The organism is Neobacillus ginsengisoli (genome assembly GCF_030813055.1).
Map to the genome: position 1 here is coordinate 658,732 of NZ_JAUSTW010000001.1, position 26,417 is coordinate 685,148.

Annotated in this window: 25 protein-coding genes; 17 read left to right on the forward strand and 8 right to left on the reverse strand. The window is 36.7% G+C overall.

What is annotated here, in order from left to right; all coding sequences use genetic code 11:
- Positions 1–833: 833 nt before the first annotated feature.
- On the reverse strand, positions 834–1,403 hold the full coding sequence (locus J2S10_RS03510) for an isoprenylcysteine carboxyl methyltransferase family protein (protein WP_307404406.1): 570 nt from the start codon (positions 1,401–1,403) through the stop codon (positions 834–836).
- Positions 1,404–2,492: a type III polyketide synthase gene (locus J2S10_RS03515; protein WP_307404409.1), complete on the reverse strand. Its 1,089-nt coding sequence runs from the start codon at positions 2,490–2,492 to the stop codon at positions 1,404–1,406.
- 205 nt (positions 2,493–2,697) lie between these two features.
- On the opposite strand from J2S10_RS03515, the gene J2S10_RS03520 reads away from it, so the two are divergent.
- From J2S10_RS03520 to J2S10_RS03535, 4 genes are all read left to right on the forward strand, one after another.
- Positions 2,698–6,357 carry a dynamin family protein gene (locus J2S10_RS03520; protein ID WP_307404411.1) on the forward strand — a complete coding sequence of 1,220 codons (3,660 nt, stop codon included), beginning with the start codon at positions 2,698–2,700 and terminating at the stop codon, positions 6,355–6,357.
- A gap of 19 nt (positions 6,358–6,376) precedes the next feature.
- Complete coding sequence (locus J2S10_RS03525) at positions 6,377–7,204, forward strand: sulfurtransferase (RefSeq protein ID WP_307404413.1); 828 nt, start codon at positions 6,377–6,379, stop codon at positions 7,202–7,204.
- 71 nt (positions 7,205–7,275) lie between these two features.
- Positions 7,276–8,169: a 5'-3' exonuclease gene (locus tag J2S10_RS03530; RefSeq protein ID WP_307404416.1), complete on the forward strand. Its 894-nt coding sequence runs from the start codon at positions 7,276–7,278 to the stop codon at positions 8,167–8,169.
- A gap of 131 nt (positions 8,170–8,300) precedes the next feature.
- Positions 8,301–10,637: a YheC/YheD family endospore coat-associated protein gene (locus tag J2S10_RS03535; protein WP_307404418.1), complete on the forward strand. Its 2,337-nt coding sequence runs from the start codon at positions 8,301–8,303 to the stop codon at positions 10,635–10,637.
- Between the two features lie 42 nt (positions 10,638–10,679).
- On the opposite strand, the gene sspL is transcribed toward J2S10_RS03535, so the two are convergent.
- Positions 10,680–10,817 (reverse strand): small, acid-soluble spore protein L, encoded by a 138-nt coding sequence (sspL, locus tag J2S10_RS03540; protein ID WP_307404420.1) that lies wholly within the window; start codon positions 10,815–10,817, stop codon positions 10,680–10,682.
- Between the two features lie 84 nt (positions 10,818–10,901).
- On the opposite strand from sspL, the gene J2S10_RS03545 reads away from it, so the two are divergent.
- Together J2S10_RS03545 and J2S10_RS03550 are read left to right on the forward strand one after the other, a co-directional pair.
- Positions 10,902–11,393 (forward strand): divergent PAP2 family protein, encoded by a 492-nt coding sequence (locus J2S10_RS03545; protein WP_307404423.1) that lies wholly within the window; start codon positions 10,902–10,904, stop codon positions 11,391–11,393.
- Between the two features lie 40 nt (positions 11,394–11,433).
- On the forward strand, positions 11,434–11,703 hold the full coding sequence (locus J2S10_RS03550) for a DUF6123 family protein (RefSeq protein WP_370876154.1): 270 nt from the start codon (positions 11,434–11,436) through the stop codon (positions 11,701–11,703).
- A 54-nt stretch (positions 11,704–11,757) separates the two neighbouring features.
- Here the strand turns inward: J2S10_RS03550 and J2S10_RS03555 are convergent, their stop codons facing one another.
- Positions 11,758–12,678, reverse strand: a complete 921-nt coding sequence (locus J2S10_RS03555) for a DMT family transporter (protein WP_307404427.1) — start codon at positions 12,676–12,678, stop codon at positions 11,758–11,760.
- A 5-nt stretch (positions 12,679–12,683) separates the two neighbouring features.
- Positions 12,684–13,091, reverse strand: coding sequence for a reverse transcriptase-like protein (locus tag J2S10_RS03560; protein ID WP_307404429.1), 408 nt, complete (start codon positions 13,089–13,091; stop codon positions 12,684–12,686).
- 210 nt (positions 13,092–13,301) lie between these two features.
- Between J2S10_RS03560 and J2S10_RS03565 the strand changes: the two genes are divergently transcribed.
- Both J2S10_RS03565 and J2S10_RS03570 read left to right on the forward strand, forming a co-directional pair.
- Positions 13,302–13,958 (forward strand): reverse transcriptase-like protein, encoded by a 657-nt coding sequence (locus tag J2S10_RS03565; protein ID WP_307404430.1) that lies wholly within the window; start codon positions 13,302–13,304, stop codon positions 13,956–13,958.
- Between the two features lie 20 nt (positions 13,959–13,978).
- A complete protein-coding gene (locus tag J2S10_RS03570) occupies positions 13,979–14,164 on the forward strand; it encodes a zinc-finger domain-containing protein (protein ID WP_307404432.1) in 186 nt (61 codons plus the stop codon).
- Between the two features lie 85 nt (positions 14,165–14,249).
- Here the strand turns inward: J2S10_RS03570 and cspD are convergent, their stop codons facing one another.
- Positions 14,250–14,450 carry a cold-shock protein CspD gene (gene cspD / locus J2S10_RS03575; protein ID WP_007084796.1) on the reverse strand — a complete coding sequence of 67 codons (201 nt, stop codon included), beginning with the start codon at positions 14,448–14,450 and terminating at the stop codon, positions 14,250–14,252.
- A gap of 288 nt (positions 14,451–14,738) precedes the next feature.
- Here cspD and J2S10_RS03580 point away from each other — a divergent pair, with 288 nt between their 5' ends.
- From J2S10_RS03580 to mntR, 3 genes are all read left to right on the forward strand, one after another.
- Complete coding sequence (locus tag J2S10_RS03580) at positions 14,739–15,026, forward strand: hypothetical protein (RefSeq protein ID WP_307404445.1); 288 nt, start codon at positions 14,739–14,741, stop codon at positions 15,024–15,026.
- Between the two features lie 134 nt (positions 15,027–15,160).
- Entirely contained in the window at positions 15,161–17,323 is a 2,163-nt protein-coding gene (locus tag J2S10_RS03585) for a DNA topoisomerase III (RefSeq protein ID WP_307404447.1), read from the forward strand.
- Between the two features lie 117 nt (positions 17,324–17,440).
- Positions 17,441–17,863 carry a transcriptional regulator MntR gene (gene mntR, locus J2S10_RS03590; protein ID WP_307404449.1) on the forward strand — a complete coding sequence of 141 codons (423 nt, stop codon included), beginning with the start codon at positions 17,441–17,443 and terminating at the stop codon, positions 17,861–17,863.
- A 34-nt stretch (positions 17,864–17,897) separates the two neighbouring features.
- Here mntR and J2S10_RS03595 read toward each other — a convergent pair whose 3' ends face one another.
- Both J2S10_RS03595 and metA read right to left on the reverse strand, forming a co-directional pair.
- Positions 17,898–18,110 (reverse strand): hypothetical protein, encoded by a 213-nt coding sequence (locus J2S10_RS03595; RefSeq protein WP_307404451.1) that lies wholly within the window; start codon positions 18,108–18,110, stop codon positions 17,898–17,900.
- A gap of 122 nt (positions 18,111–18,232) precedes the next feature.
- Positions 18,233–19,141 (reverse strand): homoserine O-acetyltransferase MetA, encoded by a 909-nt coding sequence (metA, locus tag J2S10_RS03600; RefSeq protein ID WP_307404453.1) that lies wholly within the window; start codon positions 19,139–19,141, stop codon positions 18,233–18,235.
- Positions 19,142–19,375: 234 nt separating this feature from the next.
- On the opposite strand from metA, the gene J2S10_RS03605 reads away from it, so the two are divergent.
- The 6 genes from J2S10_RS03605 to J2S10_RS03630 all read left to right on the forward strand — a co-directional run bounded on the left by J2S10_RS03605 (position 19,376) and on the right by J2S10_RS03630 (position 26,416).
- Complete coding sequence (locus J2S10_RS03605) at positions 19,376–21,058, forward strand: formate--tetrahydrofolate ligase (protein WP_370876139.1); 1,683 nt, start codon at positions 19,376–19,378, stop codon at positions 21,056–21,058.
- Between the two features lie 18 nt (positions 21,059–21,076).
- The gene (locus J2S10_RS03610; protein ID WP_307404457.1) at positions 21,077–21,616 is read left to right on the forward strand and encodes a hypothetical protein; all 540 of its coding nucleotides are present in this window, start codon (positions 21,077–21,079) and stop codon (positions 21,614–21,616) included.
- 143 nt (positions 21,617–21,759) lie between these two features.
- Positions 21,760–22,608: a DegV family protein gene (locus J2S10_RS03615; protein WP_370876140.1), complete on the forward strand. Its 849-nt coding sequence runs from the start codon at positions 21,760–21,762 to the stop codon at positions 22,606–22,608.
- 108 nt (positions 22,609–22,716) lie between these two features.
- Positions 22,717–23,367 (forward strand): HD domain-containing protein, encoded by a 651-nt coding sequence (locus J2S10_RS03620; protein WP_307404461.1) that lies wholly within the window; start codon positions 22,717–22,719, stop codon positions 23,365–23,367.
- The gene (locus J2S10_RS03625) at positions 23,364–25,253 is read left to right on the forward strand and encodes an ABC-F family ATP-binding cassette domain-containing protein (RefSeq protein WP_307404463.1); all 1,890 of its coding nucleotides are present in this window, start codon (positions 23,364–23,366) and stop codon (positions 25,251–25,253) included. The genes J2S10_RS03620 and J2S10_RS03625 overlap by 4 nt, the downstream gene beginning before the upstream one ends.
- A 26-nt stretch (positions 25,254–25,279) precedes the next feature.
- Positions 25,280–26,416 (forward strand): conserved virulence factor C family protein, encoded by a 1,137-nt coding sequence (locus tag J2S10_RS03630; RefSeq protein WP_307405140.1) that lies wholly within the window; start codon positions 25,280–25,282, stop codon positions 26,414–26,416.
- Position 26,417 lies beyond the last annotated feature (1 nt).

Below are 26,417 nucleotides of genomic sequence, written 5' to 3' on the forward strand. Positions count from 1 at the left end.
CAATTTTGGTGCTTTTCATTTTTTTAAGAGAAAATAAAATGGTAAAATAATGATGATAAGGGAGAAACCAGGTACTGAAGATGTTTTTACTCACATTACCATTAGATGGGAAAAGAGCTATTGTTACAGGAGCAGGAAACAAGTTGCGTTACTGGAAATCATTATGTAATGAATAGAATTAAAAACCGCGATATAATTTAGGTGCACAACAACAACCTTCAAAACGTTTGCTTCCCTGTGGTGGGGAAGCATTTTTTTTGCAGTGTGATTTACCATTTGATTTTTAATTGAAAACACGTTAAAAATTGCAAAAAGTCTTTTTTAAAAATGGCTGTGTTAAAGGCGAATGTTGATTTTTTACAACTGTTGATTGGAGCGGAGGGCGCTCGACTCCTGCGGGATAGAGAGGTCACGGGAGACCCCGCAGGCGTATTAAAGCGCCGAGGAGGCTCTCGGACCTTTACCCTCGGAAAGCGAGCGCCAGGAGCGGAAATCAACAACCAAGTTTCACAGTGCCTAAAAAATAAAAAAACACACGAAAATTTCATGAGTGAAATGTCGTGTGCTCCTTATTGATTTTCTATTGTTTATGCCTCTGAAGTAAACTTTTAGGTTTTCTCACTGGTTTTGCAATTAAATTATATTAATGTGATACATTTCTTAAGACGTGCTTCATGACAAATGCATAAATAATCACTGTTCCGCCTACAAAAGCAAAAGTCATTCGTAACACCTTCCTTATCCAGACTCATTGATGAGAATGATTTTCATCGTTGATTAAAGTCTAACATAGGTGATAATCATTTTCAACATAGCAATGGTATCTGTCACATTTATTTAACAATCTTGGGAAGAAATCGATTGCAACTTTTAAATGTTCCATCATATTCTGTCAAATTTTTTAGTGCTGCTTCTTCTGCAGGTACTCGAATAGACATGATGATGAGATTAAGGATCGTAAAAACAGCTGCTGTAATAAAGGCTCCGAAAAGCAGTGGCACAACAATTAACTCAATAGAGACGATAAAATAGTTCGGGTGCTTAATATAACGGTATGGACCTTTCCTAATGACGTTTGCAAAAGGCAAAACAATAATTTTTGTATTCCAATATTTCCCCAAAGAAAAAATGACCCAAAATCTAATTATTTGTGCCATAAAAAAAATGAGTAATAAAAAAGGCCAATAGGAGGACAGTTCTCTGTTAAATAGTAATTTTTCCATACATAGAGAAATAAGAAAAAACATATGCATCCACACCAAGTAGTGATAGTGCTCCCGGCCAAATTCAATTGCCCCTTGATCCTTCATCCATTTTTCGTTGCGCTTTGCAATTAATAACTCAACAATTCGTTGAGTAAGGATAAAATTAAAAAAGGTAATAAATGGAATAATATCTGCCATTTAAACCCACCTCATTAATAGTAATTCTGAGCTGAATCCCGGTCCTAATGCCGTACCAAGTCCGTATCTGCCTTTTTCTATATCTAACTCCATGAATTCTTTCAGCACATACAAAATGGTTGCCGAAGACATATTCCCAAATTGCTTTAAAATTTTTAAAGAGAGTTCTGTCATCGAAGGTGGTATTCCTAACGATTTAACATAAGCATCTAAAACCTTTTTCCCTCCTGGATGGGCAATAAAATGTTCAATTTGCTTAAGTTCCATATGATGTTCAGCTAAGAATTCGCAAACGTTTGGCTTTAACCACTCCTCAATAATATGGGGAATATCACGGGAAAATATCACAAACAATCCCGCATTTTTTATATCCCACCCCATAACATCAAGGGAATCAGGCATCAGAGTAGATTGTGTTGCCACGATAGACGGCGATGTATTCTGTTTTCGAAATTCTGCAATATTAACTGCATCTCCGCAAACCAATGCACAGGCAATTCCATCGGAAAATAAAGAAGTGCCGATTAGATTACTTTTTGAAAGATCATTTCTTTGAAATGTTAAGCTGCAAAGTTCAATCGATAATACAAGAACTTTAGCTTTAGGAAACGCAAGACAATATTCAAATGCTCTCGATAATCCGGCAGCCCCCCCGGCACATCCCAGCCCCCAAATCGGTGTCCGTTTTGTATGTGTTTTAAATGGCAGGTGATTCATAATTCTAGCCTCAATACTTGGGGTTGCAATTCCGGTCGTCGAGATATAAAAAATCGCATCAATTTCCTCAACAGGGATGTTCTTTTTTAAGAAGCTGTTACTGCTTAAACACTCCTGAATTGCTACCCTTCCAAATGCTACAGCAGCCTCTATATATGCATTATTCTTTTCTTCAAATGTGCTCTCCTTTTTAAACCAATCAATATTTTTTACAAAATGTCTTTTTTCGACTTGTCCATTTTGAAAGGCTTTTAAGAGCCTTTCGATATCCTTAAACGATTCAGAAAACAGTTCTCTTGCAAAATCTGACGCTTGCTCTTGTTTAATTTCAAACGGTGGAATTACTTCTGCAACTGAAATAACCGTAGGCATTTTGTATTCTCCTTAATGTGTGTAAGGGTATTTTTTCCAGTTGCTTTAAAATTATGCGAAGGTTGCACCTTTATAAGTGAACCCGTAAAAAAAAAGTTGCTGGCTTTTTTATTTAAATAACAGCAAAATAGGAATCAAGATAGGAAAAGTTTGAATAATCGTTTAAAATAAAACTATTATTATTATTTTAAGGGGAAATAGATTAATGGTCCAAACAGCGAACCAGCAAGAAACTATACAAACAATAAAAGGTAAAATCATTTCTATATATGAAAACTTAGTTGAAAATAAGGATTACGATCAGGCCGAAAAAATTAAGCAACTTGCAAAAAAAATGGAAAATGGTGAGTACACAATCGCTTTTTGCGGACATTTTTCTGCCGGGAAATCGACGATGATTAACCGATTGATTGGTGAAAATTTACTGCCATCCAGCCCTATTCCCACCAGTGCTAATCTCGTAAAAGTAAAGACCGGTGAAGAATATGCGAAGGTTATTTTCAAAAATGAAAAACCACGCATTTACTTGGCACCGTATGATTATGAATTAGTAAAAAATTATTGTAAAGATGGGGACCAAATTCAGGAAATCGAAATCAGCCACTCTGATTCCGTTTTACCTGCAAATACAGTTATTATGGATACCCCTGGCATCGATTCTGCCGATGATGCTCATAGGATTGCAACAGAATCAGCGCTCCATCTCGCCGATCTTATTTTTTATGTAATGGACTATAACCATGTCCAGGCGGAATTAAATTTTTTATTTACAAAAGAGTTAACAGAAGCAGGAAAAGAAGTCTATTTGGTCATCAACCAAATCGATAAACATAAAGATGAGGAACTGAGTTTCCATGATTTTCAAAAGAGTGTGGTAGATTCGTTCTATTCTTGGGGAGTGAAGCCGGCCCGTATCTTTTATACATCATTGAAAAATCCAAGCCACAGTTTTAATGAATTTAATGAGCTGCAGGAATTTATTTCTAATAAATTAAAGTCCAAAGACCAATTATTAGTTCCTTCAGTTCTTCATTCATTAAAAAAAATAGCAAGGGATCATTTATATCATGCTCGGAAAATAGAAGAAGAAGCACTACAGCCAATATTAGAACCATTAAATGAATTAACCGAAGATGAAAAAAAGGAAATTACGAATGTCTACCGTGAACTCCAAGTGTCTCTTCAGACTATTACGGAGGAAATCGGAAAAACGGAGAAGGATTTTGATCAGGAAATTGCAAAAATATTGAAGAATGCTTATTTAATGCCTTTCCAAACAAGAGAATTAGCAGAGGTTTTCCTTGAATCATTACAGCCGGAATTTAAGGTTGGATTTTTATTCTCTAAACAAAAAACGCACGAAGAAAAAAATGCAAGACTTGGACGGTTTTATGAAGATATGGTTGAAAAAACAAAATCTCAGCTCGAGTGGCATTTACGAGAGTATTTGCTTCGTGTCTTAAAGGATAAAGTTCTTGACCAAAATGAATTGCCGGCTAAAGCTCAGTCTTTCTCAATCCAAATTTCAACCGATTTATTGGTTGATACAGTAAAGCCCGGTGCCAGGATTTCAGGTGAATATGTCCTTCACTACACTGAAGATGTTGCCAATGAAATAAAAAAAATGGCTAGGGAAGAGATAGCAGGATTTAAAGTTTTATTCCTCAAGTCACTTGGTGAAAAAACAGCTAAACAAAAAGAGCTGTATGATAAGGAATTTGCAAGAATTGAACACTATATTACCGCATTAACTGAACTCAATACATTTGAACAGAGAATGAAACTTAAAGAAAAAAGACTAGAAGAGTTACTAACACAAGTAAATATCAAACAGGATGATCATAATCATTTGTTTAGTCAGGCAGTAGAAGAAGTGGAAGTGATTAAAGGTCAGGCTAAGATGAGAGAGCCTGGTAATGAAACCGCCATACCTAAGGTTTCTAAATCTAGTTCTTGTATTCAAAGTCAAAATGAGAAGATCCCTCATGAGAATGATCATTTAAAACAAATGATAGATCGACTCCATAAATCATCCAAGCTTATCAACAATCTTCCAGGTTTTCAAAAGCTAGGTAAGGAGTTAGAGGAAAAAGCTGGGAGGTTGGAGAACAAGGGCTTTACTGTGGCATTATTTGGTGCCTTCAGCGCGGGCAAATCTTCATTTGCTAATGCCTTAATGGGAGAAAAAGTTCTGCCGGTATCTCCTAACCCCACAACAGCGGCAATTAATAAAATTAAACCGGTTACGGAAACGTATCAACACGGAACGGTTCTCGTTAAATTTAAAGAAGCAGCTGCGATGCTGGAGGATTTAAATCGTTCTTTAAAGGTATTTGATTTACAGGCAGTTAATTTTGAAGAAGCTTCTAAGAAAATTGACCTGATCATGGTTCAACAAGGTCAAGAGGGTGTCTTGGAGAAAACCCATTTTGCCTTTTTACAGGCATTTAATAGGGGCTTCGACCCCCATGTAAAACAACTTGGGACAGTCATGGAAACAGATTTAAATGAATTTAGCGATTTTGTCGCTAAAGAAGAGAAATCCTGCTTCATCGAATGGATTGAACTTTATTATGATTGTGAATTAACCCGAAAAGGAGTCACACTTGTTGATACACCGGGCGCCGATTCCATCAATGCCCGTCATACAGGGGTTGCTTTTGAATACATCAAGAACTCAGATGCGATTTTGTTTGTAACCTATTACAATCACGCTTTTTCAAAGGCTGACAGGGAGTTTTTAATTCAGCTGGGCAGGGTGAAAGATTCATTTCAGATGGATAAAATGTTTTTTATTATTAATGCCATTGACCTTGCTGATAGCGAAGAGGAGAAAGAGACAGTTTCTGCATATGTAAAAGAACAGCTAGTTAAATACGGAATCAGAAATCCACATCTATTTTCTTTATCAAGTCTGCTGGCAATTAATGAAAAAATCCAAGAAACAAAAGAGTCTCACTCAGGAATGTTCGCATTTGAGCGTGCGTTTTATCAATTTATTTCGAATGACTTAACAGAAATGGCCATAAACGCTGCAGGAAATGAATTAAGGCGTGTTCAAGAATTAGTTATAAAACTGATTCATAATGCACAGGAAAACAAGACCATTAAAGAGCAAAAGCGACTCGATATTGAACAGCAAAAAACAATGATTGAAGGACTATTAGAAAAAGCTGATGTGGAAAGCTTACAGAATCGCTTGTTCCAGGAATCCGAAGAGCTTATATTTTACATTAAGCAAAGAGTATTTCTTCGGTTCAACGATTTCTTTAAAGAGGCCTTTAATCCGGCAACGCTTAGAGATGATGGACGCAATTTGAAAAAAGCTGTACAAACGGCTTTGGATGAATTCCTGGAAAGTCTCGGTTTTGATTTTGCTCAGGAGATGAGAGCCACAACCGTTCGTCTAGATAGATTTGCAGAAAAGTTACTGTCTGATTACCAGAAATCTTTCATTCACGGCTTACATGAAATCAATGAAGATCTTTCGTATTCTAATTTTGAAACGGAACATGAAGGAAAGATAGACTTCGATTCTGCCTTTAAAAATATAAATAAACAATCGTTTTCAAAAGCTTTGTCCTATTTTAAAAATCCGAGATCATTTTTTGAAAAAAATGAAAAGAAATTCATGAGTGATGCACTTTATAACACGTTATCACAAGAAGCAGACGAGTATTTAAGCAATGAAAAAAATCGGATGAATAGCTTTTATGCCCAAGTTCTAACGAATGAATTTAATAGGTTATTGACCGAAATATCTGTGCAGACGGAACATTTTTATTTAAGTCTCCTTTCAGCATTAGATGGTGGTGTTTCATTAGATCAGTTAATTCAAATTCAGCAAAAGTTAGAAGGATTTTAATTAAAGAGGGGGAGCTAAAATGAAATTCGTTCTCGACAAAGAATGGCTGCTGAAAAATGTAAACGAAAATAACGTAAGGATTGTGGACTGTCGCTTTTCACTGGCAGAACCGGAAAAAGGCAGAAAGGAGTATGAAAATAGTCATATTCCCGGAGCGGTCTTTTTTGATCTTGAAAAAGACTTTTCCGGTGCTGTCGGTGAGCACGGCGGAAGACATCCATTGCCAAATGTAGATGAGTTTGTGGGAAAGCTGGAGCAAGCTGGCATTGATGAGCATACGCTTGTAGTTGCATATGATAATGGTGAAGGAGCCTACTCTGCTCGTTTTTGGTGGCTTCTGCATTATCTTGGTCATGAAAAAGTGTACGTGCTTAATGGGGGATTTAAAGGCTGGAATGAAGCGAATTATCCAGTATCCACAGATTTACCTATTTTTGATAAGAAAGATTTTCAGGTCAACATCCATTCAGAATTATTAGCAGATATGGAAGAAGTGAGAAAAGCTTCATTGGACCGTACAAGTAAAGTGATTTTAATTGATTCACGAGAGGAAAAAAGATATCTGGGGATTGAGGAACCAATTGACAAAAAAGCAGGACATATTCCAGGAGCTATTAACAAGCCATGGTTCGAGGGCCTCCGTGATGGTCAATATAAAATGGCCGATGAGCAAAAACAAAGGTTTTCAGAAATTGACTTGGAAAAACAGGTTATAGTTTATTGCGGCTCAGGTGTGACGGCAGTTCCCAATTATTTGTCGCTGAAAGAGGCAGGATATCAAAATGTAAAGCTTTATGTTGGAAGTTTTAGTGATTGGATTTCCTTTGAGGAAAATGATGTAAAATAAATTTTCACTCTCCAACTTATGATATAATGTAAAACGTGTTGTTTTTAGGACACTATAAGGAGGACTAAAAATTGGAAAATCAAAAGCCTTCGCTTATGCTTGTTGATGGAATGGCTCTGTTATTCCGTGCTTTTTATGCTACGGCCGTTACAGGGCAATTTATGATAAATTCAAAAGGAATTCCGACCAATGGAATCCATGGTTTTGTTAAGCATTTATTTACTGCAGTCTCATCCTTTAAGCCAACACATGTTGCAGTTTGTTGGGATATGGGCAGTAAAACCTTTCGTACTGAAATTTTCTCAGATTATAAGGGGAATCGCGGAGAAGCACCTGTCGAACTTATACCTCAATTTGATTTAGTAAAAGAGGTGGTAGCTTCGTTTGATATACCTAATATCGGATTAGCGGGCTATGAAGCAGATGACTGCATTGGAACTATTGCTAATCAAGCCAAAAATGATGCCAATGTTTCAATTTTAACTGGTGATCAAGATATTCTACAGTTACTTGAAGAGAATATTTCAGTTATTTTGTTGAAAAAGGGGTATGGCAATTACCTAGTTCATACACCTGAAACCTTTTTTGAAGAAAAAGGGATTAAACCTAGGCAAATGATTGATTTAAAAGCCTTAATGGGTGACCCAAGTGATAATTACCCGGGTGTAAAAGGAATTGGAGAAAAAACAGCCCTCAAGTTGTTACAGGAATTCGAACATGTTGAAGGGATTATTTCCAATTTAGATCGCCTTTCAAAATCGAATAAGACAAAAATCGAACAGGATTTAGATATGCTTCATTTATCGAGAATATTGGCTGAAATTAAATGCGATGTTCCTGTTAGCTGCGCCTTAGAAGAGGCCGGGCTTAGAATTGAAAAGGAAAAAGTAATGAATAAACTAATGGAATTAGAGCTTCGCGGCTTGCAACGAATCCTGCCATTAGATGAAGCAATTATTTCATGAGTAAGGGTTGTCTCAATATGAGACAGCCTTTTTCTATATAAACTAAAAGAGAGTTGTGCCTATACCATTTCATATTCATTTGAATATATATTATGATAAATGACCAGAAAATGAGTGTAGGTGGAAAGGTAATGGATGAAAGGTGTATTGGCATTTTTTTATCTAGGCATGAATGGAAGAGACTAATTCAAAAGCAGACGGACAATTGTCAGGACGCCATATTTTATCAATATGCCAAAAGAGGCGAAGAATTAGATATTGAAGTTTTATTTTTTAATAGTGACCATCTTGTATCACATGAGCTTAAGGGTAATGCACTATGTATAAAAGATAATACAATAATTGAAAAAGGTTTTGTTAGAATTCCTTCAATTGTTTATAATTCAATAAAATATAATCGAAAAAAAATGATCAGAAATATTATAGATCTCGCACAGAATCCAGGATTTTACGTTATAAATGAACGAAATAATATTAAGAAAAAACATTTATTTGATTTACTTGAAACTCAAAAGGAATTACAGCAATATATTGCAAAAGAAGAACAGCAGACTATTGCACCTATTATCTTTCAAGTAGTCGGACAAAAGGGAATTCGCCATAAATGGAAACTTCCCATTTTATATGCAAAGGATTCGGATAACAAAATTTTTTCATTTGATGAAGCCTATAATATTATCTTCAATAAAAAAATAAAAAAGGAAGAATTAAAAGCTGAAATCTATAAGGTTAGTCAAAAGATTTTAAAAATCCTCCATTATTACTACCCCGGGGAGATTGAAATAGGTCTTCAATTTATCATTAAGGATACTGGGGAAATACAACTGAAATCCACAAATTCCATTTTTACCATTGTTAAAGACTTGCATCAATGGAACGACAAATTATACAGGAAAATTGTTAATTGGCCGATTGATCTGGCGAATTCTATCCGTATAATTAAAGGACAGAAAAAAGATCTCATTTTACGAAATTCACTAATTGACGATATAGGAAAAAATGAACTAAAGGATGATACTTCAAATAAGGTGAATTTTTCTAAAGAAGCTTACTCGAAAAAAATGAACTTTTGGGTAAAATTTAAAACCTTTCAAGATAATGAGATGACAATTAAAATACCTGATCGGGTTGGTAACCTATTGCAAAAATCACCAACCAGTATAAAATTGGGCGTTAAAGAAGAGCCTTGCCAATGTATCGTATTTAAAGATGCAATACCATTAAGAAATAATTCTTACCACCAGCCAATCGATATTTTTATCTCCGAATCTCTTGTAAATAAAATGCATTTGCCGTTGGATTTGGTTTATCAAATTCAATTTTCTAATAAGAAGGCCGTAATTGGTCCCACAATCGGCTTTTTATTAGGGGAAAAAAATCAACTATATAACTTGTCATATATGGAGAAATATTGTGATCGCTTTGGTGAATATGATACATTTGGAGGATTAACAATTGCCTTTTCCCCGCGGTCAGTGGATTGGAATGAAAAAATTGCTTACGGGATGATTTACGATCCATTAACAAAGGAATGGCGATATGATTCCGCCCCAATCCCCTCGGCGATTTACAGAAGAAATTTTCATCAAAATAAAGAAAGTATAAAACGCCTAATCGAATGGACGGAAGGCAATTTATTTAATTCTTACCATTTCAAAAAATCAGACCTGTTGTTATTAAAAAACGAGCCCGAAATAAAAGATCATTTACCGACAACCTTTCTATTACAGAGTATCGATGATTTAATTGATTTTATAAACAAAAAACAAAAAATCATCTTAAAACCGGTAAGCTTATCCCGTGGGCGAGGAATCTTCATTTTAGAAAAAAACCTAAAGACCGGAAAGGGCTTTATTTTATACGACTATCGGAATAATTCGCGAATTGAACACATTATCCTTGATAGGGCTGAATTAGAGGAGAGTTTGGATAATTTTGGCATTCTTACTCAAGGGTATTTATTTCAAACATATATCCCCCTTTTAAAAGTAAATAATCGCGCCTTTGATGTCAGGGTTGTTATGCAGAAATACAATAAAATGAAATGGAAATGCTCAGGAATAGAATGCAGAGTTGCCCGTGAAAATGATGACCTTACCAATATAGCAAGGGGCGGTGAGGGAATGTCCTTGGAGACAGTGTTAAAGAAATCGACACAGGGTCTTTCCTATTCAAACGTCTATAAAAGTATTATCAAGCTATGTCAAAGCTTTTGTTATTTAATGAATAAAGGTGATGAGCACTTTGCTGAATTTGGGTTAGATATTGCTTTGGATGAAAATGGTTTTCCGTGGATTTTAGAAGCAAATATTTATCCGAGTTTTAAAGGGTTCAAGGAATTGGATTATGAGACGTATTTAAAAATTCGATATCAACCACTTTTTTATGCAGTACAAATTCAAGGGTTTAAGATTCTTGATAGTGCTGTGAAAAATAATAGCAATTCCGTTGGTAAATTCCTTTTTTAAATTAATATACCGGCTGTCTCGTCAAGGGACAGCCATTTTTCGTTATTTCGTATTTTTCTTTTTGGCAGCATTTTCTAATTTGCTCTTTGGTTCCTCAGCAAATTCGGCATCATGTCCATATCCTTGAGGATTTACCCCCGGAGCTTTCACACCGCGGTTTCTATTTTGGTTTTTACTCAACTCTAATCACCTCCTGTGTTGTTAGTATTTCCAATGGGAATAATAAAACTCGGGATTTCGAAAACTAACGGCAGGGGTGATCAGATGAACAAAGGTGTTTATTTAGCACTATTCAGCATTGGACTGGCACAAGGGATGAAAATTCCGATTCATTATTATAAAAAGAAGGAATGGCGGCCTGACCTTTTTTTCGAAACAGGCGGTATGCCCAGCTCACATTCGGCCGGAGTATCTACGCTTACAACGTATATTGCACTAAGGCAAGGATTGCCCACGTTTGATTTTGCGCTATCGCTTATTTATGGGTTAATTGTTATGTACGATGCTCAAGGCATTCGCCGTCAAACTGGTGAACTTACCTTAAAGGTAAATACGATGAATGATTTAATGGAGAAAATTCGAAAAGAGGAAACGGTGGAATTTAAACAAAATGCACCAAAAAGATTAAAAGAAATGTTGGGGCACCGGCCGGAAGAAGTAGTCGGGGGTGCATTAATAGGCGTGTTAATTGGAATTGCAGGTCATATGTTTACGAAAAAGGATAGAAATTGGTGGAATTTTAAGTTAAGATTTTAAAGGGATGTTGAAGATTGTATGGAGAGGGATGTATTGGTCTGTGCGGACAGTGGAAGAATTTTTGCACTACTTGCAAGGAAAAGGATTTCAATTTCAAGAGGATGCGATTGGTTTTATTTACTTTGGGAAACATTACACAAATGCTCCCGATGAAATGATTAATACTGCAATTGAGCTGACATTAAAGGCACAAAAAAGCTTTGATGGCAGTTTTTATGTCTCATTACTTGAAACATTAATGTTAAACAGGATAAAGTCAAGAAAAGATGCGATAAAATTTGTCAAAGAGAAAGAATTAATGGTAATATAGGCCTAAGAAAAAACTCCCTTTCAAACCGAAAAAGGGAGTTTTTTAACGAAGGGATTATCCCTCCAAGCTGTTATTTTTCCTTAATAATGGAATTTTTCCCGTTGGAAGCTCCGCAAAGACCATTCCGGCAAAGATGAGCAAACAGCCAAATAATGCACTATAAGATAAGTGGTCATGTGCCCCAAAATAACCTGTGATTGCCGCAAAAACAGGTTCCATTGCAAAAATTAAGGCAACCCTGGTTGCTGAGGTGTACTTTTGAAAATTCGTTTGGACAAAAAAAGCAATCGCGGTTGCAAAAACGCTTGTTATGATTAAGGCAATTAATACATCGTGTGATAGCAATACCATTACATTAAACGACTTTTTCCAATCCTCAAAAAGAAAAGCGGAAACCATTGAAAAACAAGCAACAGTTGATATTTGAATGACGGTTAATAATAAGGTTGGATACTTACTGCTATATTTTCCTGTGAAAATAATTTGCAAAGCAAAGCTAATCGCACAAATAAACACAAAGCCATCGCCCATATTTAAGCCCGTGACATCTGTCATTGTTAACAGGAAAAGACCTACTGTCGCAGTCAAAACACCAAAAATCGCATTTTTACTTGGATATTGTTTGAATAAAAATAATGAAAACATGGGAACAAAAATAACATTTAGGCCTGTAATAAAACCTGCTTTAGATGTTGTTGTATATAATAAGCCAATGGTTTGAGTCGCATAACCAAGGAAAAGCCAAAATCCGATGAAAACTCCTGAAAGGACTAATTTGACATTCAAAAGCTTTAGCTGTTTCCTCTCAAATATGAAAAGACAGACAATGAGCAAAATAGCTGCGGCTAAAAAACGAATTCCGTTAAAAGAAAACGGTTCCAGCAAATTTATCGCATTTTGAACTAAAACAAACGTAGTTCCCCAAACTACTGTGACAAGAAGCAAGATGATATCTGCAAAAATAGGTTTTTTCATTGTGACTAGTGTTCCCCCAATGTGTTTTTTCGAATGGCCAATCTTGCAAGCTCATCCGCAACTTTATTTTCTATACTAGGAATCCATTTTATAAAAAATAAATCAAACTTATTTGATAGTTGTAATGCCGTTTCTAATAAAGGGATATAGAGCTTATTTTTAACAAATTCTTTTTCGATAGCCTTATTTACTAATTCTGAATCCGTTCGAAACGAGACCAAAGTGTTTGAAAACCCTTTGTCTAAACATATTTCTAATGCTTTGATCAAAGCATGATATTCTGCCTCATGATTGGACATGATTCCAAGAGGGATTGAATATTTTTCAACTGTCCCATTACCTTTTATAAAAATTCCCGCACCGCTTGGCCCGGGATTACCTGCACTAGCTCCGTCAATATATACTTCAATCAAAGCGGTATCCTCCATGTAAGTAGTTCCTAAAAAAGTTTATCATATTTTAACACTTTCATGGAGGAATAGATTAATTCTATACCAACATTAAAAAAACTGGGTATGATAAGAATAACGGACTAAACATAGTATAGTTAGAAAGTACGTTTGATCGTGCAGCATTACAAAATACCAAAAAAATCGAAATTTTTTCAAGAGAGGCTGGCAAAAATGAAATATAGGCTTGAATGGAAGCATCAATTTAAAGGAAGCGAAAAAATTCAGCTCTCTTCTGAATGGGTTTCCGGTGAAATAGCAATCCAAGCAGGAGAAGAGCTTGAAAAGTCGGGTAAAGCAAGTGACCTGTATTTTTATGATGAAAAAGGGACATCTTGGATTTTAAGGGAAATGAAGAAGCTGTTAACTGAAATTGAGGAAGACCCTCATGAAATTACTGTTTATTTTGATGGCGGGTTTCAAAAGGAAACGAATCAGGCCGGCCTTGGTGCAGTGATTTTTTTCAAACAAGGGAAAAAGAAATACCGTATACGCGCCAATGAACGAATTGATCAAATGGAAACGAATAATGAAGCAGAATATGCCGCTTTTTACTATTGCTTAAATATTTTAGAGGATTTAGGGGTTCATCATCTTTCTTGTGAATTTAAAGGTGACTCCCAAGTGGTATTAAAACAGCTAGAAGGCGAATGGCCATGCTATGAAGAAGCACTAAATCGCTGGCTTGATAGGATTGAGGAAAAGATAAAAGCACTCGGGATTGAACCGAAATATACGGCAGTTTCAAGGAAGGATAACAAAGAAGCTGATAAATTGGCCACCCAAGCATTAGAAGGTAAGGAAATTTTCGCAAAAACGTTAATCTTATAAGAAACGGGGTGCCAAACTTAGTGAAAAATTCAGACAGAAGGGAACTGTTAAGTATTGTTGAAACCTTAATGGGTGAATACTGCGAGGGATGTTTTCTGCACCGGCATTTGAAAAAAGAAGGAGGCAGGAGATTGGCACACCGTTTTTGCATAACACAATGTACGGTTGGAGAAAAGCTACAGGAATATGGGAAAAAGCTGTCATAAACAAAAGTTCTTTTTATGAAAAAATGATCAAATAAAAAGGCTAACGAATTTCGTAAGCCTTTGATTGGTCATTATAATTTAAGGATTAAAGCTTTACTACGTTAGCGGCTTGTGGTCCACGGTTTCCTTCAACGATTTCGAAAGAAACTTCTTGGCCTTCTTCTAATGATTTAAAGCCTTCACCTTGGATCGCGCTGAAGTGTACGAATACATCGTCGCCGCCTTCAACTTCGATAAAACCGAAACCTTTTTCGTTGTTAAACCATTTTACTTTACCGTTTTGCATGTACTTCTTCCTCCTAAACCTTTCAAGGCACTTCTTACTAAGTGCCAAGTTTAAATATTATCATGTTTCAAAGCTAGCATAATAAATACTATTTTCATTGTTACATGACGATTTAAATATACATCAATGATTTTGGACAGTCAAGGAATGTAAACGGTTTTTTAACCAAAAAAATGAAGGATTTGCATAATTTTTTATAAATTCTGATTTTTTTAGTAACGTAACATAAAATCCTCGTTCTCTCATATGTTTAATTAAATAAATTTACATGTAGAGGGTGGGGTCCGGGTGTACCGATTTTCAATTATGGGGGAGGAATGGATTTTAAGATTCTCACCGCATGTGTTAATGGATTCAGATGAAAAACAGGAAATATTAATGTCATTACTCCATATTGGTAATGATTTGTCGGCTTTTTCACATGGAGCTGCATTTCTTATGTTTTCGAAGAAAATTGGAGCCATTGTTTTTGATGTCGAAAGAATACCATCCTTTATTTTGACCGTTTCAAATATTATCCCTGAAGAAAATTGGTATAATCAGAATTCGCCTTTAAAACCATTAAAGAAAATATAAAGCCTTCTATCCCTTTCAGTCTCCATATTTGCTGAAAGGGATTTGTTTTGTTGTTTTTATTACCTCTTTACGATTAATGGACAGAATGGGTAAAATGGTATCCGGGAAGCTTTAAAAAAAGAGGAGCAATCATTATGAAATTAATTATTGCCGAAAAACCGGATCAAGGATCTACGCTGGCTTCAATTTTTAAGCATAAAAAACAGAATGGTTTTATTGAAATTTTTCCTAATGAGATATTTAACAACGGTGCCTATGTAACTTGGGCAATAGGACATCTCTGTCAACTAGTTTCACCTGAAAAGTATCAGTCGAGCTGGAAGAAATGGTCATTAGAAACGTTACCGATGATTCCTGAACATTTTGAATACGAGGTAACAAAAGAAAAAGCAAAGCAATTTGCCGTAATCAAAAAACTGGTTTCGAATCCCTCGGTCACAGAAATCATTCATGCCGGCGATGCAGGAAGAGAAGGAGAATTAATCATTCGGAATATTCTCAAGTTAACAAGATGCCGTAAGCCGATGAAAAGACTATGGATCTCTTCTTTAACCCCAAATGCTATCAGTGAAGGGTTTAAAAAGCTTTTGGATGAAAATGATACACGAAGCTTATATTTCGAGGCCTATACTAGAGCCTGCTCGGATTGGGTCGTTGGCATGAATGCCTCAAGACTCTATAGTTTACTTCTTCAAAAACAAGGGTTTTCTGATGTTTTTTCTGTTGGAAGGGTGCAGACTCCAACCCTCGCCCTCATTGTTAAAAGGGAAATGGAGATTGAGAATTTTAAGTCTGAGCCCTTTTGGGAGGTCATTGCTCATTTTTTAATAAATGGCAAAAAATATACCGGAAAGTGGCAGAATGATGGAGAAACTCGTGTCAAAACAAAGGAATTAGCTGAAAAAGTGGCAGCTTTCTGCCGGGAAAAAGCTGCTGAGGTCGCTGAGGTTCATTCGGAAAGAAAGGAATTTTTACCTCCTCTGCTTTATAATTTATCTGCCTTACAGGCTGAAGCGAATAAGCGTTTTAAATTCTCACCGAAAAAAACTCTGGATGTTCTTCAAAAACTCTACCAAAAAGGAAATGTTTCATATCCTCGTTCGGATTCGCGTTACGTTACAAAAGAAGAGGCTAATACGTTCCCGGATATTCTTAATAAATTAAGTAAAATAAAAGATTATGAAACATATTTTCCATTACCGGTCAGCTCACTTATGGATAATAAAAGATATGTGAATGAAAAAAAAGTTACTGACCACTATGCCATTATTCCAACCGATCAAATACCGAATGTCGCTAAACTAGGTCCGGACGAACGGAAAATCTACGATTTAGTCGTTACAAGTTTAATTGCTGCTCATTATAATAAAGCAGTGGCGGAATATACGACTGTTACGACTCTGGTAGATGGACGTGCTGCCTTTATTTCAAAAGGTAAGGTTCAATTAGAAGAGGGATGGAGAAAAGTCATCCATCAGAAGGACCATGATGATGAACCATCACTGCCTTCACTCTCAGAAGGAGAGCCGGGACTAACGAAAAAAGTAGAGATTAAAGAAAGTCAGACTCAGCCTCCAAAACGCTATACCGAAGGTCAGTTGATTACCTTAATGAAAACTGCCGGAAGGCATATCGAAGATAAGGAGCTTGAGAAAATACTTACGAAGACTGAGGGTTTAGGGACAGAGGCAACAAGAGCAGGAATAATTACGATGTTAAAAGATCGTCTTTATATTGACGTCAACAAGAATTTAGTGTACGCAACGGCAAAAGCAAGAATTCTGATTGAAGCAATAGGTCAAGAAATTCTTGCCTCCCCGGAAATGACTGCCAAATGGGAACAGAAGCTAAAAGAAATATCTGAAGGGACTGCTTCGCCAAAGCATTTTATGGAACAAACACAAAAAATGGTCATGCATTTAATTTCATCGGGAATTGGCCAATCTGCAAATTGGACATTTACTGAAGAGGTCCGGGAAAGCTTTTCGCCCGGGAAAAAGAAAACAAGGACATTTACAAAACTGGGACCTTGTAAAAAATGTGATGGTTCGATTGTCGATAAAGGCAGTTTTTATGGCTGTACAAATTATAAAAATAATAAATGTGACTTCACTATTTCCAAAAAAATATTAGGAAAAAATATTACCCAAAAGAACATTAAATTGCTGCTTTCAGAAGGAAAATCCGAGCTGATTGAGGGCTTTACTAATAATGATAAAACCTTTAATGCAAGGCTTTTCTTAGATGAAAAGGAACAAAAAGTCAGGTTTTTATTTGAAGAAGTGCATTTAAAATAATGTAACCCATCTTTAAGTTTGGGGTTTTATTAATTGAAGGTAAAGTGATAAAGCACCTTGTCACTAAAATTTTTATATAGTACACTTTTAATGATTATTTTTAATGGAGGGTACGGGATGCCAACACCTAGTATGGAAGATTATATTGAACAAATTTATATTTTGATTGAAGAAAAAGGATACGCTCGAGTCTCTGATATCGCTGAAGCGTTATCTGTTCATCCCTCCTCAGTAACTAAAATGGTTCAAAAACTAGATAAAGATGAGTATTTGGTATATGAAAAATATAGAGGACTTATTTTAACATCGAAAGGTAAAAAGATTGGAAGCCGTTTGGTTTATCGGCATGAACTGCTTGAACAGCTGCTGAAAATTATCGGTGTAAAAAGTGAAAATATTTATAATGATGTAGAGGGAATTGAACACCATTTGAGCTGGGATTCAATTGATCGTATCGGCGATCTTGTCCAGTTTTTTGAAGAGGACCAGTCCCGCATCGAGGCATTAAAAGACATACAAAAACAAAATGAAAATGAATAAAAAGCAAGCACCTGGCGATATTGCCAGGTGCTTATTAAAATAAGTTTGGATAATGATCAAATGATTGTTCCATATCAGGCATTAAATATACAATGCCATCAATATCTACTTTCGCATGTACTCCATCAAGCAATCCGCCTTCCGCTTCCATTAAAGCTTTTCGATAAGAAATTACTCGGCCTTCAGAAGTTACAAAGCTAATAATATCCCCAAAATGATTTCGATGAATGGCAACTAATTTTTCCACAGCGAATCCTCCCTTTCACATTTATTCTTTCTACATTGTACGAATAATAAACAAAAAGTGAATTGGGTTTTTATATTGAAGAAAGAAAAGGGCGGATCCTCAATACGGTCCGCCTCATCGCTTTATTCCCATATAAATGGAGTTTCCTGATAAACATAATAATTTAGCCAGTTAGAAAAGAATAAATGGCCATGGGATCGCCAACGATTTATTGGCGGCTCGCTTGGATCATTATTAGGAAAATAGTTTTCAGGTATATGAATTTTCAGTCCTTTATTGACATCTCTTGTATATTCTTGTGCTAATGAATCAGATTCGTATTCCAAATGTCCCGTTATCATAACATGTTTCCTGTCACGGGATGCAATCAATAATGCCCCTGCCTCTTCTGAAGCAGCTAACAGCTTTAATTTAGGATTTTTTTTAATTTCTGCAATGGATACATCTGTATAACGGGAATGCGGAGCATAAAATTGATCATCAAAGCCCCGTAAAAGAATATCATTTTGTTCAAAAATCCTGTGTGAATAAATCCCAGAGCATTTTCGCGTCAGTTCAAATTTATCAATGTCATAATGATAATAAAGTGCGGCCTGTGCTCCCCAGCAAATATGTAATGTCGAGGTAACATTGGTTTTAGACCAGTCCATAATTTCTTTTAACTCATCCCAATATTTTACTTGCTCGAATTCTAATAACTCAACAGGAGCACCCGTTATGATCATGCCGTCAAATTTATGATTTTTGATATCAGAAAAGGTAGTATAAAACTGTTCTAGATGCTGTTTACTTGTATGGGTAGATTCATAAGAATTGGTCTTTAAAAATTTCACATTGATTTGCAGTGGCGTATTTCCCAAGTGTCGTAAGAGTTGGGTTTCCGCTATTTCCTTTTCAGGCATTAAATTTAAAATGAGAATATTTAATGGCCTTATATCTTGACAATTTGCTCGTTCATCGTCCATGATGAAAATATTTTCCAGTTCTAAAATTTCTCGTGCCGGTAAAAGCTTCGGTATATTAATAGGCAAGTGACCATCTCCTTTTTTTCAAATTAATAAAAATAATATAATACATTTAATAGCCGTTAGGGATATTAAAATTTGATATTTTTTAAAATTCGATCATTAACATTATAAACATAATAATAAATTCAGAAAAGGTATATAATTTGTTCAAAATTAAATATCTTAACAAATTCCTGATTTGTTACAATAATATTGCGAGTTTTTATTTTAAAAGAAATGTGGGGGATTAAGTTGGAAATGAAAACAACAGTTAAGTCCGACATTGAAATTGCACAAAAATCAACAATGAAGCCGATTGTTGAAATTGCTAATAAAGTGGGCTTAGGGGAAGATGACCTCGAGCTTTTTGGAAAATACAAAGCGAAAATTTCAAATGAAGCTTTAGTGAAAATAAAAACAAAGGATAGTGGCAAAATCATTCTTGTCACTTCAATAAATCCTACACCTGCCGGAGAGGGGAAGTCTACCATAACGGTCGGGCTTGGTGATGCCTTTAATCGTATTGGAAAAAAAGTAATGATTGCCATGCGTGAACCTTCATTAGGACCTACAATGGGTATTAAAGGCGGGGCAACCGGAGGTGGATATTCTCAAGTACTGCCGATGGAAGATATTAATTTGCATTTCACTGGCGACCTGCATGCTATTACCACTGCCAATAATGCACTTGCAGCATTACTTGATAATCATATACAACAAGGAAATGAGCTTCAAATTGATCAAAGGCAGATCGTATGGAAACGGGCGGTTGATTTAAATGATAGAGTACTACGAAAAGTCATCATCGGTCTTGGCGGGCCACTTCAAGGAGTTCCGCGGGAAGATGGTTTTGATATTACAGTAGCATCAGAAATTATGGCTGTATTATGTTTGGCTTCAGATTTAAAGGATTTAAAATTACGATTATCAAGAATGGTTATTGCCTATAATTATAAAAAGGAACCTGTAACCGTTGGTGATCTTGGAGTTGAAGGCGCTTTAACACTTATACTTAAAGAGGCAGTAAAACCGAATCTGGTCCAAACCATCGAACATACTCCTGCGCTTGTACATGGCGGTCCGTTTGCCAATATTGCTCACGGGTGCAATAGCGTAATCGCTACCCTTACAGCCTCCAAATTAGCTGATTATGTCATTACCGAAGCAGGATTTGGTGCAGATCTAGGAGCGGAGAAGTTTTTACATATTAAATCACGAAGTGCGGGCATTAAACCGGAAGCAGTTGTCATTGTCGCAACGATCAGGGCTTTAAAAATGCATGGAGGGGTTCCGAAAGCGGAGTTATCTCAAGAAAACATCCCTGCTCTTACCCTTGGGTTTGCGAACCTGCAAAAACATATTGAGACAATCAAAAGCTTTGGTTTGCCAATTGTTGTTGCCATCAACAAATTCATTACTGACACCGATCAGGAGGTAAATACCTTACTCGAATGGTGCAATCGAGAGAATGTCCCTGCAGTCTTAACTGAAGTTTGGGAAAAGGGTGGAGAAGGCGGAATTGAGCTGGCAGAAATGCTTTTGAAGGTCATTGAAGAGGAAGAAAACAAGTTTTATCCTTTATACGACATATCAGATTCGATTGATAAAAAAGTCCGAATCATCGTTCAAAAGGTTTATGGTGGAAAGGATGTCGAGTTTTCCCAAAAGGCAAAAAAACAACTTATTGAATTTGAACAATTTGGTTGGTCCAATTTGGCTGTTTGTATGGCTAAATCACAGTATTCCTTATCTGATGATCCAACGAAATTAGGCAGACCGGTTGATTTTACTGTCACTGTTAGAGAATTTAAACCATCCATTGGTGCAGGATTTATTGTTGCTTTGACAGGAGAGGTTATGACAATGCCAGGTCTTCCGAAAAAACCGGCTGCATTAAATATGGATGTAGATGAAAACGGAAATGCAATAGGCCTGTTCTAAAGAATTGAGGTGAAACCTGTGTTTGATCCAACAGCCTTTGATAACATGAAAGTGGTCATTGAGGGTGCTTTATACGATATGGACATTAGTGGAGAAATTATCATTATTGACCGAAACGACATCATGAATATGGCAAAATTGTCGCGCCGGTTTGATATTTGTTTTACACTCCCAAATAGTGAAAGAATTCCTGTTTCGGCTAAAATAGAAATGGAAGCGCATCTCATCAATTTGGCAGCGGAACTTCTTACCGTTCCGCAAACTGAAAATGAAGGAGGATGCCAAGTAAGATTGCAATTCTTCATTGAACACGCCGAAAACAAAGAGAATTACCCAACTATACAGAAAATCTTTATGGATATCTGGGGAGAAACAAGAAAAATTAATCAGTCGGTTCAATATCATCCCTTATCAAATGAAAAAAAGATAAAGAATAGTATAACTGTTGAATTTGACCGATTAATTAGTGAAGAGCAATTGGATGATTTGGTTGAAATGACTGATTTTATGATTACCACCTTAAAACAATTGCAATCTTGCAAAAGTATTATTAATTAATTTTTACAATGATAGGAGGCTGACTCAGTCAGCCTATTCACATATAAATGTAGAATGTTTACATTATCCTGTTTTAAAGCTACGTTAAGTATAAGTTCCAGAAACGGGAAAGCTTTAATCCTATTCATGAAGGGGAGATGACGTTGGTCAGAACGGCGTGGGTAACGGATAGTACGGCTTATTTAGATGAAGAATTAAAAAATCATCCTGATTTATACATAGTGCCGCTAACGATTTTACTTGATGATGAAGAATTTTCTGATGGCATTGATTTAACTGCCGAGCAGCTATTTTTAAGGTTGAAGCAATTGAAAACCCCTCCCAAAACTTCACAGCCTTCCATGGGTGCTTTTCATTCCTTATATGAACAACTTTCAAAGGACTACGACCAAATCGCAGCCGTTTTATTGTCCGGAAAATTAAGCGGTACGGTATCCTCTAGTGAGCAAGCAGCAAAGCTCGTGTCTATCCCTGTTAAAACGTTTGATTCTAACATCCTGACTTATCCAATGACAGCGTTACTTAAAACGGGCATGAAATGGATGCAAGATGGTATAAGCCTTGATCAAGTAATAGACCGTCTCGAAACGATTCGTGCCACGAATGAGACGTATGTTCTGGTGGGCAGTTTAGAACAGCTGCATCGCAGCGGCAGGATGTCAGGGATTCAATTCTTTCTAGGGAGTATGTTAAATATAAAGCCCATTATTACCTTCGATGATGGAGCATTAAAGGTAAAAGACAAGACAAGAAGTGAGAAAAAAGCAAAAGAGAAGATTGTTGAATATTTACGATTATCCTATGAAACTCATCGATTTAAAGAAGTCTATATCATGTATGGTCTACATGAAGTACAGGCTTTTCATTGGCGGGATGAGCTGAAGGAACAATTTCCGCAGCTGGAGTTTATTTGCTGTCCGCTCGGAGCAGTGATAGGTGTCCATGCAGGAGAAAATACACTGGGAATCAGCTGGTTTACTGGCATACAGTAATGTAACCTCGATTATTTGAGGTTTATTTTTTTTCTAATCAAATTAATGTTTTTTAATAGTTACTTTTTTCATGATAAAATAGCATGGATGAAAGAAGGTGCTCTTAAAATGAAACAACAAATAATAGAACAAACAGAAACGTATGTCCGTAGCGAATTAGGAGAAGATGCCACCGGCCATGATTGGTATCATGTAGACCGTGTACGTAGGAATGCTTTACATATTTGTATCCAAGAAAAGGCAGGAGATCCGTTCGTAATCGAAATGGCGGCACTCCTTCATGATATATCTGATGAAAAACTTAATGAAAGTGCCGCAAAAGGGGAAGTAAAACTGGACACTTTTTTAAAAACTATTTCTTTAACTTCAGAACAGGTAGATCATATCAAACAAATTATTGCTTCCATATCCTATAAGGGCGGCCGGCAAACGGAACTAATATCAGATGAGGCAAAAATCGTTCAGGATGCAGACCGTTTAGACGCAATTGGAGCGATTGGAATTGCCAGGGCATTTGCCTACGGCGGAAAAAAAGGACAGCCTATATACGATCCGGCTATCAATGTCAGGGAAGAAATGACCTACGAAGATTATCGTAACGGAAAATCTTCAAGTATCAATCATTTCTATGAGAAGCTGCTTAAATTAGAGGGCTTGTTGAATACAGATACGGCAAAGAGGTTGGCTGAGAGCCGACAAAAAATAATGGAAGACTTCCTGCTGCAATTTTCTCAAGAATGGAATGGTCAATTACTATGAAAATGCTAACGGTTGAAAATGTTTCAAAAACCTATGGAGAAAAACAATTATTTAATGATATATCCTTTACAATTGCCGAAAAAGAACGTATTGGCCTTATTGGGGTCAATGGAACGGGAAAATCCTCACTGCTGAAAATTATAGCAGGCAGAGATCTACCTGATGATGGTAAAATTATCGCTGGAAAAGACTATTCGATATCCTTTTTAGACCAACAGCCGGAGTTCGATCCCGAAAGAACGGTTCTGGAACAAGTTTTTAGCGGTGAAGCTCCGATTTTACGGCTGATGCGTGAATATGAAAAAACCCTTTTAATACTTCATGCTGCACCGAATGATTCAAAAGTACAGGAACAGCTCTTTCAATTACAAAAACAAATGGATTCACTAGATGCCTGGGATGCCAGTACGAATGCAAAATCGATTTTAATGAAACTAGGAATTGAAGATTTTGGCGAGAAAATTGGTAATTTATCAGGTGGTCAAAAAAAACGCGTGGCTTTGGCACAGGTTTTGATTGCTGAACCTGATTTACTTATTTTAGATGAACCGACAAACCATCTTGATTTTGATACGGTGAAATGGCTGGAAGATTATTTAAGCAGGTATAACGGTTCTATTTTGTTAGTCACCCATGATCGTTACTTTTTGGATCGGGTTGCCAACAGAATGTTTGAATTAGACGGCGGATCCCTCTACAACTACAAAGGGAATTATGCTGCCTTTTTAGAATCCAAGGCAATTCGAGAAGAAAATGAGGCTGCCACCTTTGAAAAAAGAAAAAATTTATTTAGAAGAGAGCTCGAATGGATCAGACGCGGCGCAAAAGCGAGAACAACAAAGCAAAAGGCAAGGATTGGGCGGTTTGATGAACTGGAAGAAAAGCTTTCGAGTGGGAAGCCATCTGGTGAAAAGCTTGATATTTCGCTAAATGGCAGCAGGCTCGGCAAGCAGGTTTTTGAGCTGAAGGATGCTTCAAAGAGTTACTCGGAAAAAATAATCCTAAATCACTTTGATTTGCTGGTGAAGCCGGGAGATCGAATTGGGATTATTGGGAGAAATGGTACTGGTAAATCCACCTTATTAAATATTCTAGCTAAACGAATCCCGCTTGATGGAGGTGAATTTATTATGGGGCAGACGGTTAAAATTGCTTACTACACACAGGAAAGCGAGGATATGGATGAAAACAAGCGGATGATTGAATACATTAAAGAAACGGCTCAAATTGTAGAAACCTTGGACGGAAAAACGATCTCGGCTGCCCAAATGCTTGAACGTTTTCTTTTTCCGCCATTTTCACACGGGACGCCCATCCGAAAGCTTTCCGGAGGAGAAAAACGAAGATTATACTTATTAAAAATATTGATGAGTGCACCGAATGTACTTTTGTTAGACGAGCCAACGAACGATTTGGATACACAAACCTTAACTGTTCTTGAGGATTATCTTGAGGAATTTCCCGGGGTAGTGATTACTGTTTCCCATGATCGCTACTTCCTTGATAAAGTGGCAGAGCAGCTACTTGTTCTACAAGGAGAGGGGAAAATTAATTCTTTCTATGGTAATTATACAGAATACCTTGAAAACGAGACGGTGCTTGAAGCAGGAAAAACAAAAATCATGGCAAATCCACCTTCCAAAGCTCCTGAAAAGGAAAAAAAGAAAAAAATGACCTATATGGAGAAAAAAGAGTGGGAAGAAATTGATGGCGTGATTGCTCAAACTGAAGCACGTCTTGAGGAAATAGCTATGGGGATGGCCTCTGTGGGGAGTGATTTTACAAAAGCTCAGGATTTAATGAAACAGGAAGCAGACTTAAATGAAAAGCTTGAACAATTAATCGAACGCTGGTCATACCTGGCCGAGCTTGCCGAAAATGAATAGAAAATAAAAGAAAGAAGGTGATCATGATGAAAATTAAAACAATCGAACCAACGCCAAGCCCAAATACAATGAAAATCATTTTAGATGAAGAACTCCCTATGGGAAAAAGCCATAATTATAAAAAGGAAACAGCTGCTGATGCCCCGGCTGTAATCCGGACAATTTTACAAATAGAAGGAATAAAGGGTGTGTATCATGTAGCGGATTTTCTTGCTGTTGAAAGGAACGCTAGGTTTGATTGGAAGGAGTTATTACCAAAGGTTAGACTTGCGTTCGGAGAAAAGACCTTGGATACGGCCAAGCGTGAAAATATGGCAAATGAGCATTTCGGCGAAATTAAGGTAGAAGTTCAAATGTTTAAGGATATCCCTCTTCAAGTGAAGCTTTCAGACGGATCAACGGAAAAAAGGTTTGGAATGCCTGAATACTTTTTAAAGGCAAGGGAAAAAGCCCAGCTTCCTGAAGATAATTATATTTTACTTAGAAAATGGCAGAATCAAGGTGTCCGATACGGAGATTTTGATCAAATTGGACAAGAAGTGGTCGAAGAATTAATTGCTGCCTATCCGATGGAACGTCTGGAAGCATTGATTTCAAATGCTCAATCAAATGAAAATCAGCTTGAGCAAAAACCTTTACGTTCCCGCAAAAAAATAACCATTGATTCCTTAAGTAATCCTGATTGGCATATTCGCTACCAGCTTCTCGAGCAAATGGATGATCCGGAATTAGAGGATTTGCCCGTTTTGGAGAAGGCATTATCGGATGCGTTACCATCCATCCGCAGGCTTGCGACAGTGTACCTTGGAATGATAAAAGATAAAGCTGTTTTACCTTATTTGTATAAGTCATTGCATGATAAAACAGTCACCGTTCGTAGGACTGCCGGAGATTGCTTGTCGGACCTGGGATTTCCGGAGGCATCAGGTGAAATGGCCGATGCTTTAAAGGATCCGAGCAAATTGGTCCGTTGGCGGGCGGCCATGTTTTTATACGAGGTTGGCGATGAAAAGTCGCTGTCAGCATTAAAAGCAGCAGAAAATGAAGCTGAATTTGAAGTAAGCATGCAAATAAAAATGGCGATTGAAAGAATTGAAGGCGGTGAAGAAGCGAAAGGTTCTGTTTGGAAACAAATGACTGAGGCAAGAAAAGCAGAAGAGTAAA

What these genes read in the sequence shown, in the direction of transcription:
- J2S10_RS03510 (WP_307404406.1), bottom strand. Translation starts at nt 1,403, where the DNA reads ATGGCAGATATTATTCCATTTATTACCTTTTTTAATTTTATCCTTACT.
- J2S10_RS03515 (WP_307404409.1), bottom strand. Translation starts at nt 2,492, where the DNA reads ATGCCTACGGTTATTTCAGTTGCAGAAGTAATTCCACCGTTTGAAATT.
- J2S10_RS03520 (WP_307404411.1), top strand. Translation starts at nt 2,698, where the DNA reads ATGGTCCAAACAGCGAACCAGCAAGAAACTATACAAACAATAAAAGGT.
- J2S10_RS03525 (WP_307404413.1), top strand. Translation starts at nt 6,377, where the DNA reads ATGAAATTCGTTCTCGACAAAGAATGGCTGCTGAAAAATGTAAACGAA.
- J2S10_RS03535 (WP_307404418.1), top strand. Translation starts at nt 8,301, where the DNA reads ATGGATGAAAGGTGTATTGGCATTTTTTTATCTAGGCATGAATGGAAG.
- J2S10_RS03545 (WP_307404423.1), top strand. Translation starts at nt 10,902, where the DNA reads ATGAACAAAGGTGTTTATTTAGCACTATTCAGCATTGGACTGGCACAA.
- J2S10_RS03555 (WP_307404427.1), bottom strand. Translation starts at nt 12,678, where the DNA reads ATGAAAAAACCTATTTTTGCAGATATCATCTTGCTTCTTGTCACAGTA.
- J2S10_RS03565 (WP_307404430.1), top strand. Translation starts at nt 13,302, where the DNA reads ATGAAATATAGGCTTGAATGGAAGCATCAATTTAAAGGAAGCGAAAAA.
- cspD (WP_007084796.1), bottom strand. Translation starts at nt 14,450, where the DNA reads ATGCAAAACGGTAAAGTAAAATGGTTTAACAACGAAAAAGGTTTCGGT.
- J2S10_RS03585 (WP_307404447.1), top strand. Translation starts at nt 15,161, where the DNA reads ATGAAATTAATTATTGCCGAAAAACCGGATCAAGGATCTACGCTGGCT.
- mntR (WP_307404449.1), top strand. Translation starts at nt 17,441, where the DNA reads ATGCCAACACCTAGTATGGAAGATTATATTGAACAAATTTATATTTTG.
- J2S10_RS03605 (WP_370876139.1), top strand. Translation starts at nt 19,376, where the DNA reads ATGAAAACAACAGTTAAGTCCGACATTGAAATTGCACAAAAATCAACA.
- J2S10_RS03620 (WP_307404461.1), top strand. Translation starts at nt 22,717, where the DNA reads ATGAAACAACAAATAATAGAACAAACAGAAACGTATGTCCGTAGCGAA.
- J2S10_RS03625 (WP_307404463.1), top strand. Translation starts at nt 23,364, where the DNA reads ATGAAAATGCTAACGGTTGAAAATGTTTCAAAAACCTATGGAGAAAAA.
- J2S10_RS03630 (WP_307405140.1), top strand. Translation starts at nt 25,280, where the DNA reads ATGAAAATTAAAACAATCGAACCAACGCCAAGCCCAAATACAATGAAA.